Source organism: Embleya sp. NPDC056575 (assembly GCF_042793325.1).
Lineage (GTDB): Bacteria > Actinomycetota > Actinomycetes > Streptomycetales > Streptomycetaceae > Embleya.
In genome coordinates this window covers 1-16,875 of record NZ_JBHTVA010000126.1, presented here as the reverse complement: position 1 = coordinate 16,875, position 16,875 = coordinate 1, and the positions used below count along the sequence as shown (strand labels likewise).

General features: G+C 71.1%; 13 protein-coding genes and 1 pseudogene. 7 read left to right on the top strand and 7 right to left on the bottom strand.

What is annotated here, in order from left to right:
* Nucleotides 1-90 precede the first annotated feature (90 nt).
* Nucleotides 91-1,137 carry a transcriptional regulator gene (locus ACFRCG_RS47250; protein ID WP_380042866.1) on the top strand — a complete coding sequence of 349 codons (1,047 nt, stop codon included), beginning with the start codon at nt 91-93 and terminating at the stop codon, nt 1,135-1,137.
* A gap of 175 nt (nt 1,138-1,312) precedes the next feature.
* On the opposite strand, the gene ACFRCG_RS47245 is transcribed toward ACFRCG_RS47250, so the two are convergent.
* Nucleotides 1,313-1,969 carry a potassium channel family protein gene (locus ACFRCG_RS47245; RefSeq protein WP_380042865.1) on the bottom strand — a complete coding sequence of 219 codons (657 nt, stop codon included), beginning with the start codon at nt 1,967-1,969 and terminating at the stop codon, nt 1,313-1,315.
* Nucleotides 1,969-2,631, bottom strand: coding sequence for a potassium channel family protein (locus tag ACFRCG_RS47240; RefSeq protein WP_379996117.1), 663 nt, complete (start codon nt 2,629-2,631; stop codon nt 1,969-1,971). The genes ACFRCG_RS47245 and ACFRCG_RS47240 overlap by 1 nt, the downstream gene beginning before the upstream one ends.
* Before the next feature lie 149 nt (nt 2,632-2,780).
* On the opposite strand from ACFRCG_RS47240, the gene ACFRCG_RS47235 reads away from it, so the two are divergent.
* Nucleotides 2,781-4,892 (top strand): APC family permease, encoded by a 2,112-nt coding sequence (locus ACFRCG_RS47235; RefSeq protein WP_380042864.1) that lies wholly within the window; start codon nt 2,781-2,783, stop codon nt 4,890-4,892.
* A 327-nt stretch (nt 4,893-5,219) separates the two neighbouring features.
* On the top strand, nt 5,220-6,578 hold the full coding sequence (locus ACFRCG_RS47230) for a class I SAM-dependent RNA methyltransferase (RefSeq protein WP_380042863.1): 1,359 nt from the start codon (nt 5,220-5,222) through the stop codon (nt 6,576-6,578).
* Between the two features lie 688 nt (nt 6,579-7,266).
* On the opposite strand, the gene ACFRCG_RS47225 is transcribed toward ACFRCG_RS47230, so the two are convergent.
* Both ACFRCG_RS47225 and ACFRCG_RS47220 read right to left on the bottom strand, forming a co-directional pair.
* Nucleotides 7,267-8,442 carry a hypothetical protein gene (locus ACFRCG_RS47225; RefSeq protein ID WP_380042862.1) on the bottom strand — a complete coding sequence of 392 codons (1,176 nt, stop codon included), beginning with the start codon at nt 8,440-8,442 and terminating at the stop codon, nt 7,267-7,269.
* Entirely contained in the window at nt 8,439-8,795 is a 357-nt protein-coding gene (locus ACFRCG_RS47220; protein WP_380042861.1) for a hypothetical protein, read from the bottom strand. Before ACFRCG_RS47220 ends, ACFRCG_RS47225 begins: the two co-directional genes overlap by 4 nt.
* 329 nt (nt 8,796-9,124) lie before the next feature.
* On the opposite strand from ACFRCG_RS47220, the gene ACFRCG_RS47215 reads away from it, so the two are divergent.
* Nucleotides 9,125-9,676, top strand: coding sequence for a hypothetical protein (locus ACFRCG_RS47215; RefSeq protein WP_380042860.1), 552 nt, complete (start codon nt 9,125-9,127; stop codon nt 9,674-9,676).
* 66 nt (nt 9,677-9,742) lie between these two features.
* Nucleotides 9,743-10,666 (top strand): LLM class F420-dependent oxidoreductase, encoded by a 924-nt coding sequence (locus ACFRCG_RS47210; protein ID WP_380042859.1) that lies wholly within the window; start codon nt 9,743-9,745, stop codon nt 10,664-10,666.
* 122 nt (nt 10,667-10,788) lie between these two features.
* Here ACFRCG_RS47210 and ACFRCG_RS47205 read toward each other — a convergent pair whose 3' ends face one another.
* The 3 genes from ACFRCG_RS47205 to ACFRCG_RS47195 form a co-directional block, all read right to left on the bottom strand.
* Nucleotides 10,789-12,480: a hypothetical protein gene (locus tag ACFRCG_RS47205; protein ID WP_380042858.1), complete on the bottom strand. Its 1,692-nt coding sequence runs from the start codon at nt 12,478-12,480 to the stop codon at nt 10,789-10,791.
* Nucleotides 12,481-12,500: 20 nt separating this feature from the next.
* Nucleotides 12,501-13,274, bottom strand: a complete 774-nt coding sequence (locus ACFRCG_RS47200; protein ID WP_380042857.1) for a hypothetical protein — start codon at nt 13,272-13,274, stop codon at nt 12,501-12,503.
* 514 nt (nt 13,275-13,788) lie between these two features.
* Nucleotides 13,789-14,763: a PstS family phosphate ABC transporter substrate-binding protein gene (locus ACFRCG_RS47195; RefSeq protein WP_380042856.1), complete on the bottom strand. Its 975-nt coding sequence runs from the start codon at nt 14,761-14,763 to the stop codon at nt 13,789-13,791.
* A 370-nt stretch (nt 14,764-15,133) separates the two neighbouring features.
* On the opposite strand from ACFRCG_RS47195, the gene pstC reads away from it, so the two are divergent.
* Both pstC and ACFRCG_RS47185 read left to right on the top strand, forming a co-directional pair.
* Nucleotides 15,134-16,150, top strand: coding sequence for a phosphate ABC transporter permease subunit PstC (gene pstC, locus ACFRCG_RS47190; RefSeq protein ID WP_380042855.1), 1,017 nt, complete (start codon nt 15,134-15,136; stop codon nt 16,148-16,150).
* A gap of 136 nt (nt 16,151-16,286) precedes the next feature.
* Nucleotides 16,287-16,875: pseudogene (locus ACFRCG_RS47185) on the top strand (hypothetical protein); the annotation flags it as partial.

Genomic DNA, 16,875 nt, shown 5'->3' with positions numbered 1-16,875 from the left:
CCACCGACCCCCGACTCCTTCGACGGGCTGATCGTCGCCCGGACCGCGGCCGAAGTCAGACACGCCGTGGCCGAATTGTCGGAGAGAGACATGAACCGCCGTACTTTCCTGGCCAACACGACCTTCGGCGCCGGGGCGTTCGCCGCTCCCGCGTTGTTCTGGTCGACCGCATCCAGGGCCGAGGCCGAGCCCGAGCAGCTTGCCTCACAAGGCCCCACCACGGTGCGCGACGCAGACGTACTACGCATCCACCAGACCGTCCTGGCGTTTCGCCGACTCGACCGCGCCCAGGGCGGCGGGGACCTGCGGGACACCGTGGTCCACCACCTCAACGGCGTCGCGCGGACCAAGCTGGCCGGCTCCTACGGAGACGAGGTGGGCCGCCGATTGTTCCGGGCGGTGGCCGAACTCACCGAGTTGGCCGGGTGGTTGTCGTTCGATTCCGGCCGGCACGCGCTCGCCCAGCGCTATCACATCCAGGCGCTGCGGCTGGCCCAGGCGGCCGACGACCCGGCGTACGGGGCGTACGTGATGGCCAACATGGCCTGCCAGGCGGTGTATCTGGGCCACGGGTGGGAGGCGGTCCAGCTGGCCCGGGCCGCCGAGCAGGGCGGCGGAAGCCGGCTGGGCCCGCGGGCGCGCGCGATCGTGGCCTCGATGGAGGCGCGGGGCTACGCGGCGCTGGGCGACCGGCGCGCGTGCGAGCGGGCGATGGGCACGGCCGAGCGGTACCTGGACGCGGCCAACGCGGTCGAGGACGACCCGTCGTGGTGCAACTACTTCGACGAGTCCGAGTTGCAGCACGAGTTCGCGCACAGCCACCGCGACCTCGGCCTGCCGGACAAGATCCACGGCTTCGCGGGCGCGTCGATAAAGCTGCGCCGGGCCGGCGCGTCGCGTCGGTGTGCGCAGGACACCACGTTCATGGCCGCGGCGCACCTGGCCCAGGGCGATCTGGACGCGGCGTGCGCCAAGGCCGGCGAGGCGCTGCGGATCACGGGCAACCTGTCGTCCACCCAGTGCAACGACTTCCTGGCGGACTTCCGCAGGCGGCTGCGCCCGTACGCGAAGGAACCGATCGCGCGTGCGTTCAGCGAGGAGGCGGACCACATCCTCGGCGACCTGGCCGCCGCTTAGGCCTTGGCGGGCGGATCCCGGTGCCGTGCCGCACGGGTGTGCCGGAGAAGCAGGCGCGGCGTGGTCGCGCGCGGCTGCTTCTCCGGTGCGGTCGGGTGTGGCGCCGGGCGGTACGGCCCCGCCGGGATCCGCCGGACCGGGGCCGGTCGCCCGGTGGGACCGGCACTGCCGTCGGTCAGGCCGACAGCAGCTCCTCCAGTTCCTCTTCGCGGTGCGGCGCCGCGACGAACAGCAGTTCGTCGCCGGCCTCCAGCGAGTCGTCCTTGCCGGGGACCAGTACCCGGCCCTCGCGGATGATCGTCACCAGCGCCGTGTCCTCGGGCCACGCCACGTCGCCGACGCGCGTGCCGACGAGGGAGGCGTCGCCCGGAAGGGTCAGCTCGACCAGGTTGGCGTCGCCCTGGCTGAACCGCATCAGGCGGACCAGGTCGCCGACGCTGACCGCTTCCTCGACCAGGGCCGACATCAGGCGCGGCGTGGACACGGCGACGTCCACGCCCCACGCCTCGTTGAACAACCACTCGTTCTTCGGGTTGTTCACCCGGGCGACCACGCGCGGCACGCCGTACTCGGTCTTGGCCAGCAGCGAGACGACCAGGTTCACCTTGTCGTCGCCGGTCGCCGCGATCACCACGTTGCAGCGCTGCAACGCGGCCTCGTCCAGCGAGGAGATCTCGCACGCGTCGGCGAGCAGCCACTCGGCCTGCGGCACGCTGTCCACCTTGATGGCGTCCGGTGCCTTGTCGACGAGCAGGACCTCGTGGCCGTTTTCCAACAGCTCCGCGGCGATGGAGCGACCCACCGCGCCGGCGCCCGCGATTGCGACCCGCATCAGCCCTCCTCCGGTGCTTTCTCGAAGGCCGCCTCGACGGCGGCCACATCCGCCTGGTGCATGACCACGTGCACGAGGTCGCCCTCTTGGATCACGGTCTCGGAGGTCGGCAGGATGCCTTCGCCCAAACGGGTGACGAAGGCGACCCGGGCGCCCGACGCCTGTTCGAGCCGGGTGATGCGGTGTCCCACCCACGCCGAGTTCACGTGTACCTCGGCCAGTTGCACGCTGCCGGAGGGGTCGCGCCACAGCGGTTCGGCGCCGCTGGGCAACAACCGGCGCAACATCTGGTCCGCGGTCCAGCGCACGGTGGCCACCGTGGGGATACCCAGGCGTTCGTACACCTCTGCCCGGCGCGGGTCGTAGATGCGCGCGGCCACATTCTCCACACCGAACGTCTCGCGCGCGACACGCGCCGCGATGATGTTCGAGTTGTCGCCGCTGCTGACCGCCGCGAACGCGCCGGCCTCTTCTATACCGGCCTCGCGCAGGGTGTCCTGGTCGAAACCGATGCCCTTGATCCGGCGGCCGGAGAAGTGCGACCCCAGCCGGCGGAACGCGGAGGGATCGCGGTCGATGACCGCCACCGAATGCCCCAGTTCCTCGAGCGTCTGGGCCAGCGTGGATCCCACGCGCCCGCAGCCCATGATGACGATGTGCACGGCCGTCCTTCCGGATTTGGTCCGTTGTGCCCGGTCTGATGCTCGTTTGTGGTGTTACCAGGGTGGCAGACCTCGCCGAGACGTTACACGTGGGCGCCTTACGGCATGCCCCCGGCCCGGCAAAAGTCGATGGGCTTACGATCACCTGCGTGTCAAGACTGACCGATCTGTCCAAACGCATCCTTGTCGGCCGAGCCTTGCGCAGCGACAAGCTGTCCGAGACGCTCCTGCCGAAGCGCATCGCGCTGCCCATTTTCGCCTCCGACGCACTGTCCTCCGTCGCGTACGCGCCGGACGAGATCCTGCTCACCCTTTCCATGGCGGGAATGGCGACCTACCACTTCTCGTGGAAGGTCGGTCTGGCCGTCGTCGTCGTCATGCTGACCGTGGTCGCCTCCTACCGCCAGAACGTCCACGCCTATCCCAGTGGCGGCGGTGACTACGAGGTCGCGAACGTCAACCTCGGCCCCAACGCCGGTTTGACGGTCGGCAGCGCGCTCCTGGTCGACTACGTGCTGACCGTGGCGGTATCGGTCTCCTCCGGCGTCGCCAACATGGCCTCCGCCGTGCCCGCGCTCGAGGGGCACAAGGTGTTGTTGGCGGTCGGCCTGGTGCTGCTGCTGATGGCGATGAACCTGCGCGGCGTCCGCGAGTCGGGCAAGCTCTTCGCCGTCCCCACCTACGCGTTCATGGCCGCCATCCTCGGGATGACCCTGTTCGGCCTGATCCGGGCCGCCACCGGCGCCACCATGGAGGCCGAGAGCGCCGGGTTCCACATCGAGGCCGAGGACAGCTTCAGCGGCTTCGCGCTGGTGTTCCTGCTGCTGCGCACCTTCTCCTCCGGATGCGCGGCGCTGACCGGTGTCGAGGCGATCAGCAACGGTGTACCGGCCTTCCGCAAGCCCAAGAGCAAGAACGCGGCCTCCACGCTGCTGCTGATGGGCACCATCTCGGTGACCATGCTGATGGGCATGCTGGCGCTGGCCAACATGACCAAGGTGCGGTTCGCGGAGAACCCGGAGAGCCAGATCCAGGGGGCGCCCGCGGGCTACGAGCAGAAGACCGTGGTCGCGCAGGTCGCCGACGCGGTCTTCGGTGGCACCTTCGCGTCGCCGCTGTTCTATCTCGTCCTCGCGGTCACCGGCCTGATCCTGATCCTGGCCGCGAACACCGCGTTCAACGGCTTCCCGGTGCTCGGCTCGATCCTGGCCCAGGACCGCTACCTGCCCCGGCAGCTGCACACGCGCGGCGACCGCCTCGCGTTCAGCAACGGCATCATCATGCTGGCCGCGTTCGCGATCGTGTTGATCGTCGCGTTCGAGGCCGAGCCCACCAAGCTGATCCAGCTGTACGTGGTCGGCGTCTTCGTGTCCTTCACGATGAGCCAGGCGGGCATGATCCGGCACTGGACCCGGCACCTGAAGACCGAGACCGAACCGGCCGAGCGACGGCGGATGATGCGCAGCCGGGTGATCAACGCCTTCGGCCTGTGCATGACCGGCGCGGTCCTGGTGATCGTGCTGGTGACCAAGTTCGTGCAGGGCGCCTGGATCGCGATCGCCGCGATGGGCGTGCTGTTCCTGTTGATGAAGCAGATCCGGCGACACTACGACCGGGTGGCCACGGAGCTGGCGGCCGTGGAGATGGACGACACCAAGCTGCCCTCGCGGGTGCATGCCATCGTGCTGGTGTCCAAGCTGCACAAGCCCTCGCTGCGGGCGCTGGCGTACGCGCGCTACTCGCGGCCGAACGTGGTCGAGGCGGTCACGGTCAATGTGGACCCGGCCGAGACCGAGGCGCTGCGGCGGGAGTGGGACGAGCGCGGGATAGAGGTGCCGCTCAAGGTGCTCGACTCGCCGTATCGGGAGATCACCCGGCCGGTGATCGAGTACGTGAAGTCGGTGCGTCGGTCCAGCCCGCGCGACGTGGTGAACGTGTACATCCCGGAGTACGTGGTCGGCCGCTGGTACGAGCAGATCCTGCACAACCAGAGTGCGCTGCGGCTCAAGGGACGGTTGTTGTTCACGCCGGGGGTCATGGTCACGTCGGTGCCGTGGCAGCTGGAGTCGTCCGAGCGGCTGAAGGAGCCGAAGGCCTGGGTGGCGCCGGGGTCGGTGCGGCGGGGGCCGGCGCGGACGCCTCGGGGTGGGGACGGGAAGCGGAGCGGGTCCGGGCCGGGGGCGGGTTCGGGGCCGGGCTCGGGGTCCGGGTCGGGCTCGGGGTCCGGGGCCGGGTCTGGGTCTGGGTCCGGGGCGTCCTGAGTTCGGGTGGGTCGTGACGGTGTGTGGTGACGGTGGGCGCGGGTTCTTCGGGTAGGGACTACCCTGGAAGCCGCGCCCACCTCCGTGAGGCGCTTTCTTTGTGTCGTCGTCGTGTCGGTGTGTGCGCCTGGGCGTGGTCGGCCGCGGGGCGGCCGAGGCCCCTTGTCGTGCGTCGGTTGTGTTCGGCCCCTGGTTTTCGTCTGTTGCCCGTTGTTTTCATCGACTGCTTTCGTCGACTGCTTTCGTCGACTGCTTGAGTCGACTGCTTGAATCGACTGTTTTCATCGATGTTGTACGAGTTGTGCTACGAGCTGTGCGAGGAGTGCCGTGTCTGTCGGATCCACCACCCCCGAGTCGGACCAGTCCCTGCGGGGTGAGCGATACGAGGTCGAGATCGGCCCGGTTGCTCACGGTGGGCACTGCGTCGCTCGCCACGAGGGCCGTGTGATCTTCGTTCGGCACGGCCTTCCGGGCGAGCGGGCCGTCGTGGAGATCACCGACGGCGGGCCGACCTCGCGCTTCCTGCGCGCGGACGTGGTCGAGGTGCTGCACGCCTCGCCGGATCGCGTCACGCCCGCGTGCCCGGTGGCCGGGCCCGGCATGTGCGGCGGTTGCGACTGGCAGCACGCCACGCCCGCCGCCCAGCGCCGACTCAAGGGCGATGTGGTCGCCGAGCAGTTGCTGCGGCTCGGCAAGGTCGACGTACAGGTCGAGGTGGAGGCCGTGGACAGCCCGCCCGGGCAGCCCGAGGGCCTGGGATGGCGTACACGGGTGCAGTTCGCGGTGGACCCTGCGACGGGCCGGGCGGGACTGCGCAAGCACCGCTCGCACGACGTCCAGCCGATCGACGCGTGCCCGATCGCGGCGCCCGGTGTCGAGGAGTTGGGCATCGAGGCGCACGAGTGGCCCGGCGTGGCGTCGATCGAGGCGGTCTCCGCGACCGGCTCGCTGGACCGCGCGGTCACCGTGGTGCCGGCCGAGGGCGCGGACGGGCGCATGCCGATCGTCGAGCTGAACCGGGCCGTGTCGGTGTTCCGAGCCGACGACAAGGGCCGGGTACGCAAGGTGCACGGCCGGCCGGCGGTGCGCGAGGTGGCCGCGGGACGGACCTGGAAGGTGTCGGGCGGCGGCTTCTGGCAGGTGCACCCGGCCGCGGCCGACGTGCTGGTGGAGGCCGTCGTCGAGGGCCTGGAGCCGCGGCCTGGCGATCTGGCGCTCGACCTGTACTGCGGGGTCGGGCTGTTCGCGGGTGCCCTCTCCGAGCGGCTTGCGGACAGCGACACGATCATCGGCATCGAGAGCTCCAGGCAGGCGGTCGAGGACGCGATCCACAACCTGCGGGACGTGCCGGGCGCGCGCTTCGAGGTCGGCACGGTGGAGAAGGTGCTGAGCCGACCCGGCTTCCTGCGCCGCGCCGACATCGTGGTCCTGGACCCGCCGCGCGCGGGCGCGGGCAAGGCGGTCGTCGAGCGCATCGCGCGCCTGACCCCGCGCCGGGTCGCCTACGTCGCCTGCGACCCCGCCGCCCTGGCTCGCGATGTGGCCTACTTCGCGGCCGCGGGCTTCAAGCTCCGGTCGTTGCGCTCGTTCGACCTCTTCCCGAACACGCACCATATCGAGTCGGTCGCCATCCTGGAGCCGGCGCCTCGGGCAGCCAAGCGAGAGGGCGCACGCGGCCGCCGCTGACCGGAGGACGACGACGTCTCGGTGGCGTCGCCGATCGGGCCGCCCCGGCCTTGCCGGGGCGGCCCGATCGTTTGCCGGGGCGGGATCGGTGCTTGAGCGGGCGGCCGTGTCCATGCGGCGTATGGATGCCTCGGTCGGCGTGTCGCATGCCGCGTGTTGCATGTGCGTACACCGAGTACGGCGTTGCGGGTGCCGGGTGCCGGGTGCCGGGTGCCGGGTGCGTGCTCGGTTGATGGGCGCCACGTGTAACCGTGCGTTGCCGGAGTCCGCGCTGCGCATCCGTCCTTGCACACCCGCACCCCGCCCAGACCCGGCCCGTGGCTGTGCCCGCGCCCGCACCCGTGCCTGTGCCTGAGCCCGCACCTGTGCCCGAGCCTGTGTCGCACTTGTAGCCGCGCTCGTGGTCGCGCGCCACCCGGCCCGTCGTGGCGTTGTTGCTCACGCCGCAACCCGGATTTGCACACGCGACCGCGCAGGGGTTGGCGGCCTCGTCCACACCTACGCCCGCATCCGGGTCCGCACCGACCCCCTCGCCGACCTCCACACGCCCCAGTCCCTTGCCGCTGCCCCGAACCGCCGTGCCCGCGCCCGCGTCGGCGTTTGTGCCCGGGGCCACGTCCGCGCTCGTGTCTGCGCCCGCACCCCGCCCGCGTCCCCATTCCCCGGCTCCGCCCTTGTTCGTGTCACTTCAGGGGCGCTCCTCGGGGGGTTCTTCCGGGGCCGACCAGGCTTGGGCCGAGTGGGTGGCGTAGCGGTTGCTTCGGCGGGGGCGGACCGGGGGGATGGGGGTGCCGCCGGTGGTGGGGGCGGTCACCCATGTGGGTGATGCGGGCGTGGTGGGCGTGCCGTTGTGGGTGGTGCCGCCGAGGACGGTCGGGGCGGAGTCTGCGGTGTGTGCGGCGTCGTGTGTGGCCGCCGGGTGGTCGCCGGTGCCGCCGCGCAGGCCGGGCGCGATCCGGATCCCGGTCACCGGGGCGATCGGGGGCGACGGCGGTGGGGCGGCCTGACGCAGACGCGGGCCGATGCCGGCCGGCTGTACCGGGCGGGGATCGCGGGGGAGCGGGGTTCCGACGACGGCCGGTGTCGGCGGGGTGGGCATCGTGGCTTGTGGTGGGCAGGTGATCGGCGGCGGTTCCGGTGCCGGCGGGGTGGTCGGTGGCGGTGGTGGTGTGGCGGCGGCGACGCACGTGGCCAGTGGGGTGGTGGGCGGTGGTGGTTGCGCCGGGGGCGCGGGCGGGGGCGCCGCGGGTGTGTCGGGCGTCGGTGGCGTGCATGGGGTGGTCGGATCGACGGGTGTCGGCGGGGGAGTCGGATCCGCGACAACCGCCTCCGTCGCGGTTGGTGCCGGGGCGGCGACGTCCGGGTCGCCGCTCGGGGGCGTGGTCGTGGCGCATGGTCGGCTCGGAGCCGGTGCGTCGGCCGGGGCGGTGGTGGGGAGTGTGGTGGTCGGTCGGCTCGGCGCGGTGTCGGCGGGAGCGCACGGCAGGAGGGGCAGGCGCTCGCCCAAGTCGCGGTAGGTGCCCTCCAGTTGCGCGATGGCGACCTCGGCGGCCTTCGGGTCGGTGGCGCTCTTCTGGGCCCGGTCGAGGGCGTGTGCCGCCTCGGTGAGGTGTTCGTGCAGCGCGGTGCCCTGGCCGGCGAGCCGATCCGCGCTGTCGGCCAGGGCGTGGCAGCGGGCGGTGAAGCGCTCGGCGCCGCCGCCGGACCACACCCGCGTACCGAGACGGGCGGTCTCGGCCAACTCGTCCCGCAGTTCGGTCAACCGCGCGGCGGCCAGGCGCCACCCGTCGGCCGCCGCGCCGACCAGACCGGGGCGGGCGGCGTGGATCGCCGCGAACGGATCCGTGGTGTCGCAGGCGCTCATCGTGCCGCCACCGCGCGCAGCAGGGTGCCGACCTCGGTCTCGGTGTCGGCGAACCGGTCGGCGGTACGGCCGAGTTCGGCCCGCGTCGTGGCCAGCTCGGCGCGGATCTCGGTCAACAGGTCGACCATCCGCGCGGCGGCGCGGCGATGCCGGTCGGCCAACTCGGCGGCGCCCGGGAGCCGCCCCAGCGCCTCCGTGTCGAGCGCGGTGTGGTCGGTGACCCGGGCGGGCTCGGCGGCGCAGCCCGGCGCCAGGTAGTCGGCTCCGATGTTGTGCAGGCGTCGTACCAACCCGTGCAGTTCGGCCGTGTCGACCGCGTAGCCGCTCGCGCCGCCGCCGTCGGTGCGGGACATGCCACCACCCCCTTGATCTGTGCTGGATCGCCGATCGCCGTCGGGGATCGCGGCCGGCGCGAACTCGACGCTCGCCCGAGGCCGATCGCGACACCCCTTCGGGAAACGACGAGGTTGGCACAGTGGTCACCCTGCGTGCAGAAGGCCTGTGGACAACTTTGGAATACATCACTCCGAAGAGTGAAACCCCGCCGAAACGCGCTTGGTTGTCCACAGATTGTTCGATGGCGAGCGATCCGTCCGCTGCCCGGGCGCAACCTGGAGTCGTCGGAACACACCGGCCGAACTCCGGACGAGCCGGACGGGCACCGCACGAGGGAGCGATCACCATGCACACCATCGAGACCTTCGCCGAGTTGGACGACGAGCTGGCCACGGTCGATTCCACGCCACGCGCGTTGGCCGCGGTCGTGCTCGCCCTGCACACCGTGCAGGAGGTGGTACACGCCTGGAGCGGCAAGCCGGACCGCGGTGGCTGCCTGTGTCGGGTCGCCGACGAACTGGGCGACGCGCGGGAGATCGTCGCCCGGGTCGTGGGCTCGGCCGCCGACACGGTCGTCCCGCTACCCGGAGGCGACCCGGCCGGTGTGCCGATCGCGGGCGCCGCCCGGGTGCTGGGTCGGGCGGCCAAGGTGCTCACCCTGCTGGCCCGACAGGGCGTGGCGGGCAATCCCTGCGCGGACTGGGCGCGGTTGGCACCCGCCGATCGCCGGGCCTGCGCGGCGGCCTGGGCGATCGTCTTCCGCAACTTGATCAGGCTGCGCGCGGCCGAGGAGAGCGCCGCGTGGTCGGGCCAACCGCACCGGCACGCCCCGGCGATTCCCCAGCGGCGGCGGCGCGGCTCGGGGCGCGTGGTGCCCTTTCCCGCGCGGCTCGCGTGATCGGGCCCGGGGTGCTTCGTGCCCTCGCCTCGCACGCGTCCCGCGCCTTCGGGAGAGGATGGGCGCATGGATCTTCGTATCTTCACCGAGCCCCAGCAGGGCGCGACCTACGACACACTCCTGACCGTGGCCAAGGCCACCGAAGACCTCGGCTTCGGAGCCTTCTTCCGCTCGGACCACTACCTGCACATGAGCGGCGACGGCCTACCGGGTCCCACCGACGCGTGGATCACCCTGGCCGGACTGGCCCGCGAGACCAAGCGCATCCGTCTGGGCACACTGATGACGGCGGCGACCTTCCGACTGCCGGGCGTGCTGGCCATCCAGGTCGCGCAGGTCGACGCGATGTCGGGCGGCCGGGTCGAGCTGGGCATCGGCGCGGGCTGGTTCGAGGAGGAGCACACCGCCTACGGGATACCGTTCCCGCGCGAGAAGTTCGCTCGCCTCGAAGAGCAGCTGGAGATCGTCACCGGGCTCTGGGACACCCCGGTCGGCGCCGACTTCCGCTACGAGGGGCGCTACTACTCGTTGGCCGACTCGCCCGCGCTGCCCAAGCCCGCGCAGCGTCCGCATCCGCCGATCCTGGTCGGCGGCCTCGGCGCCAAGCGCACGCCCGCGCTGGCGGCCCGCTTCGCCGACGAGTTCAACATCCCCTTCGCGTCGGTGGAAACCAGCGCGCAGCAGTTCGGCCGGGTCCGCGAGGCCCTGGTCGAGCACGGCCGCAAGGCCGAGGACCTGGTCTTGTCCAACGCCCTCGTGGCCTGCGTGGGCCGGGACGACGCCGAGCTGTCCCGGCGCGCCGCGGCGATCGGCCGCGAGCCCGCCGAGCTCAAGGAGAACGGTCTCGCGGGCTCGCCCGCCGAAGTGGTGGACCGGATCGGCCGCTTCGCCGAGGTCGGCTCGACCCGGATCTACTTCCAGATCCTGGACCTGCACGACCTCGACCACCTGGAACTGATCGCCTCGGAGGTGATGCCACAACTCGGCTGAGCCGAGGGCCCGACGGCCCGGGGGACGGGAAAGGGCCCTGTCGCAGCCCGTGCGCTGCGACAGAGCCCCCTTCTCACCCCACCGCCCGGGTGTCGCAGGCGGCCGTGTGGTGTGTTTCCTCGTCAGGCGGTCGCGGGAGTGTCCTCGTCGCCCTCGCCGAAGGTGCCGCTGCCGGCGAGCAGCGCGCTGCGGCTGCCGCGGGCGCGGTACCACATGACGCCGCCGATCAGCAGCAATGTGCCACCGGCGGTGCCGAGCAGCCGCGGGTCGAGCAGCGCCCCGGTGTGCGCGAGCCCACCGCCCCCGCCCCCGTTGCCGGTCCCGGCCGAACTTCCCGAGCTGGTCCCGGTGCTCGTCCCGGTCGTGGTGCCCGTGGTCGTCCCCGTGGTCGTCCCGGTCGTGGTTCCGGCGGTGTCACCGGCCGTGGTCCCGGAGGTCGTCCCGGTGGTGGTGCCCGTGGTCGTCCCGGTGGTGGTGCCGGTGGTCGTACCCGTCGTGGTGCCGGTCGTGGTACCCGTCGTGGTGCCGGCGGTCGAGCCGTTGGTGGCGCCGGCGTGAACCAGCAGCAGCTTGAAGGGAATCTCGACCTTCGTACCGGACGGGGTGGCCGTGGCCGTCACCGTGTAGTTCCCGTCGACCCAGGTGGCGCCGTCACGAGGGAAGATGAGCTGATTGTTGACATAGGCGCCGATGGTGTCCGTTTTGGCCTTGGTCAGCTCTACGGACGGGAAGGCGGCGTCACCCGACTTGGTGATGACGGCCTTGAAGTCTTCACCCGCGGGGAAGCCGGACAGGCTCAGGCGCGCTGCGACGGGGCCCGCGTCCGGAATTCGTATTTCATCGTCGAAGGTGCCGGCCGGAGTGACGTGTTCGACGACCTTCCACGTGCCATCCGTCGCCAGCAGGTCGACGCGAGCGAGATCGTCCACCACGATGGCTCCGCCCGCATCGAGGCATTGGGCGCGAATGTGGTAGTTGCCGGTGGTGGCGGCGCCGCCCGGAAACATCTTCTTGTTCGGGTAGACGGGCTTGAGGTCGGCGGGCAACGGCAGGGGAGTGAAGCCACCCATACGCTGCTCCGACTCCTGGCCGGGAAGCTTCAGCTGGAACAGGGCCGAGGTCGCCGTCGCCGGGCACGCCTTCGAGGAGGTGATGGTCGTCTTCTGGTCCATCGGCCCCGTGGTGGGGCTGAGCACCAGCACCTCGTCCGACCCGCCGGGCGGTGTGGTGGTCGGCGGCGTGGTCGTCGGGGGCGTGCTGGTCGGCGGCGCGGTGGTGGGCGGGGCCGCCACGGTCCACGCCTTGCCGTCGGGGCCGTCGGCGGTGGTGAGATCGACCGCCGCGAGTTCCTTGAGCACATTCCCGGCGTTGTCCATGCACTCCGAGGACAACTTGAACGTACCGTCCAAGACGGTGCCGGTCAGGAAGAGCTGGATCGGGCTCTCCCGAACCGGGATTCGGTCCGCGGGCAAGGGGTTGCCCGTGGTGCCACCGATCAACCTCGGCGCGGTCAAGGTGCCGCCGGTGACGACCCACCGGTAGTTCGTCGCCGGTTCCGGGCACGGCGCAGTGGCCTTCAACGTCACCTTGGTGGTGGCCCCACCGGTCCCCGGGTCGACGACGATCGTCGGCGCGGATGTACCGCCGTCGGCGGCCGCTGCGATCGCCGGCAGCGCCGACAGCACGAGCAGCCCGGCTCCGCACGATGCCAGCACGCGCGCGAGTCTTAGGCTCATCTGGTCAACTCCGTTGAGAAATAAAGGAAACGGGGACGGACGGCAAGTGGGCCACCGGGACGAATCCCGATGGCCCAAGGCGTGTCACCGACGCCGGGTCACCACCACAGGCGGGACGAGTCGAGGGTGATCGCGACCGACGAGGTCGCGTGCGAGTTCGTGCCGGAGAGCACGAGGGTGTAGGAACCGTCGGCCAGGGTGGCCGGCAGCGTCAGCAGCGCGCCGCCCCAGGTGCCGTCGGGGGTGATCTGCGGCTGCAGCGAGACCGGGGTGGAGGTGCCGTCGGCGGCGCGCACGACGCCCTCCACGCGGTCACCGGGCGCGAAGCCGCGGAACAGGACCAGACCGAAGCGCAGCGCGCCGATCTTGGTCGGCAGCGCGCGCACCTCGGGCGAAAGCGAGGTCCACACGCCGTTGTTGACGCGCAGGTCGACCGACGCCGGCTCGGTGATGGTCAGCGCGCCGTCGGCGTCGAAGGTGTAGCACTGCGCGACCAGCTTGTGCGTGACGCCCTCCTGGGCGGCGGAGCCCGCCGGGAACAGCGCGCGCAAACCGACGACCGCGGTGTCCGCGACCTTGTCGGCCGGCAGGGCGGTGCCGAGGAACGAGCCGCCGAACACACGCTCGTTGGCGTCGGGCGAACGCAGGACGAAGCGGAACTTGGTGGCGTCCGGGCCGCACGGCACGCTCGCCCGGGCGGTCGCCTTGCCGGTGCTGTCGGCCGGACCGTACAGCGGGCTCACCGTGACGGTGCCCTGTGCGGCGGTCGCGGGCGCGGCGGGGGCGGCGTCCTCGGCGACGGCCGGCACGGTGGCGATCGCGAACGCGGCCGGAACCGCGACGGCGAGCGCGAGCAGACGACGGAGCTTCATGAAGAATGCCCTTCCGGGGTCGGTGGGTTCGAGCAAAACAGCACGCGGCGGCCTGTTGGGCATCCGCGGGGGAAACGTCAGACGCTCGCGATGGCGGACGGATGAGCGATCCGCCACCGGAGGGTGAACAGTTCTTCTGCGACGCATGCGGGGCCGGATCGGTGGACTCGAGGGCGCGGGCCCACCACACGGATCAGGGCATCAACAACCCATACGCGGCCCGGATCACCCGGTGACGCGGGGCGCAGGCCCAGGTGATGAACGCGACCGTTCCCGCGTCGATGATCGGGTGGATGGACGAAGTACACGCCGTGGTTGCCCGGGAAGGCGCTCGGGTCGGTGCCCTTGCGTCGGCTCCGCCCGGGAACCTCGCCGTCGACGTCGCCGAGCCGAAAACCATGCGCGCGGTTGGAGACACCTGAGGCGGCGGGTGGGAACGGGCCGTCTCGAATCGCCGATCCGAGACGGCCCGCTGCCGATCACGTCAGGTCATGCGGTGCCGATCGGGCGTGGCTCAGACGGCGAAGCCGAAGGTGTTCCAGATCGGGCGCTGCGCCGGGTTCTTGGCCCAGTTGATGAAGGCGACGACGTTGGCGTTGGCCGCCGTGCCGTTCTGCGGGTCGTAGACGAAGTACACCGAGCGGTTGCCGACGAAGCCGGTCGCGTTCGGCGCCTTGGAGTCGATGTTGCCGAGCTTGAAGCCGTTGGTGTGGTTCGGCACACCGGAGGCGGGGGTGGTCTGCTCGCCGTAGGCCGCGGCCGAGTAGGCGATGATCGCGTCGGTGGAGGTGATCTGCGGCGCGTCGCCGCGGTTCTCCTGCGCGGTCTGGATGACCGTGGCGGCGCACGCGCCGTTGGAGGCGGCGGTCGGGTCGAAGCCGAGCACCTTGTCCTGGAACTCCGAGCGGGTGCCGGAGCCGGCCTGCGGGACGTGCTTTTGGATCACGCCGGACACGGTGCTGCCCGGGATCTGGTTCCAGTTGGTGATGTTGCAGTGGTAGATGTCCTGCAGCTGGGCGCGGGTCAGGTTGGTCGGCGCGCCGACCTTCTTGGTCGCCCAGGTCACGGCGTCGCCGGCGACCCGCTCGAAGGTCAGGGTGGTCTCGGCGGTGCCGGTCTTCGGGCCACGCGAGGAGCGGGCGAAGTCGAGGCACTTGGCGTTCGTGCCCGCACGCTGGTCCAGGAGCGCCTTGATGCCGTCACCCGAGCCGTTCGGCCACGCGTGGCCGGTGCCGGCGCCGTACTGGGTGTTGCACTCGGCCTTGCCGGTGTTGATGCCACCGGCGGCTATGCCGGCATTCACCGTCACCCAGTCGTTGCCATTGGGATCGACGTTCGCCGCGTACTCCGTCGTCAGCGCCTGGGTGACGTTCTGGAGGGTGTCGGAACCGGCGTTGACGTAGGTGTTGGCGTTGGCCGACGCGTTGGCGCCGACGACGAGCGCCATGGCGGCACCGACGGTGCCCAAAACGGTGGCGGTCTTGCGCATGCTGAAGACGCTGGACATTCGAAGTCTCAACTCTCTCTTGGCATTTGCTGGCCGTCGACCCGCAGTGGCCGACGCCGACAACGCTGCCGGCGGCCCGATCGTGGTGGGATGTCCGGCAGGGAAACGGCACCGGGCCGCACAAGGCGTCGACACGAACGGGCCGCGCCTGTAACGGAAACCGGATACTCCGGCACCCGCGCGGCACGGACACGACGTCTGCCGTACACCCTCGGCACCGGTTGTTTCCGTAGCGGACAGTTGCCCGGGGGCTGCGCTCTGGTTGTCTCCAGGCAGGGGTTTCCGGCTTGATCGCCGGCCGTCTGACGAACGGTCAGATCGGTTCGCCACCCGCTTCCAGGAGCCGCAACCCATGGCACACCCGACCGTGTTCGCCCCCGAATCGCCGGAGCTGCTCGATCGGCCCCGCCGGATCGTGGTCCGTCGCACCAGGGCCGACCACGTGTTCCGCTGGACCACGCGTGGTGTCGCGATGCTGGTCCTGGCCCTGCTCGCCGCGATCGGTGGCTACCTGCTCTACCAGGGCAGCAGCGCGCTCGACCGGGCCGGCTGGGGATTCCTCACCGAGGACGCGTGGGAGCCCAAGGGCGGCACCTTCGGGGTACGCGGACTGCTCACCGGAACCGTGCTCGTGGCCATCGTCGCGCTGATCGTCGCGGTACCCATCGCGCTCACCGCGGCCCTGTACATCACCGAGTTCGCCCCGCGACGTCTACGCGGGGTGCTCACCTCGATCGTCGACCTGATGGCCGCGGTGCCCAGCATCATCTACGGCATCTTCGGCTTCTTCGTACTGCAACCCCAACTGATCCCGGTCAGCCGGTGGTTGGCCGAAAACTTCGACTTCCTGCCGATCTTCGAGATCCGCACGATCGACGTGAAGGCCCGTTTCGTGGACAGCCAGTTCAGCTCCTCGCTGTTCATCTCCGGCGTGGTGGTGTCCACGATGGTCATCCCCATCTGCTGCGCGGTCAGCCGCGAGGTGTTCGGCCAGGCGCCGGTCGGGGAGAAGGAGGGCGCGCTGGCGCTGGGTGCCACCCGCTGGGGGGTGATCCGCGCGGTGGTCCTGCCGTTCGGCCGCGGCGGCATGATCGGCGGCGTGATGCTCGGCCTGGGCCGCGCCCTCGGCGAGACCATCGCCGTCGCGATGATCATCTCGTTCAACACCGACTTCTCGTTCCGCATCCTCGACGGCCAAGGCTCGACGATCTCGTCGCTGATCGTGCTCAAGTACGGCGAGGCCGACACCGAGTCGATCTCCGCGCTGATGGCCGCCGGCCTCGCGCTCTTCGTCCTCACGCTCGCCGTGAACACCGTCGCCGGCGTCCTGGTCGCCCGCTCGCGCAGCGGCAAGTCCACCGAGATCTGACCGAGGTCCGACGGGCCCGACACCCGAGACAGCGAGGCCCGCGACATCGAGCCCCGGGACATCGCGTCCCGGCTCACCGAACTCCCGACAGCGACCCACGGCTCCACCAGACCCACCACCGAGGGGATCCACGACGATGACCGTCACCGAGCCGATCGTTCGGCCCGGACCCGACGCGCCGCCGCCCGCGTCCGCGCCGCGACCACCGGAGCAGGCCCGCGTGGCGCTGCGCCGTGTCGCCCCCGACGACATCGGCGTCGCGCTCGGCGCCATGGTCGCCGGCGCGAGCTTCGCGTGGGTGCTGTACGGGCGGATCCTGCCGGTCGCCGGCTGGCAGGGCTACCTGATCACCGCCTACCTCAGCTTCCTGCTGCTGTACGCGATCGCCACCCACATGCGCCTGGACCGGGTGGCCGCGGGCGACCGGGTCGCCGGCGCGGTGATCTCCACCGGCGCGGCCCTGATGGTCGGCACGGTGGCGACCGTGATCGGCTACGTCTTCGTCAAGGGCTTCGGCCGCATCCTGAACACGGACTTCTTCACCGCCACCCAGCGCCACTTCAGCGCGCTGAGCCCGCACGGGGTCTCGGTGGGCGCCGCACACGCGATCGTCGGCACCTTCGAACAGATGGGCATCGCGATCCTGCTGAGCGTCCCGCTCGGGGTAGTCGCCGCGATCTACATGAACGAGGTCGGCGGCCGGTTCGCCGTCGTGGTGCGCGTGG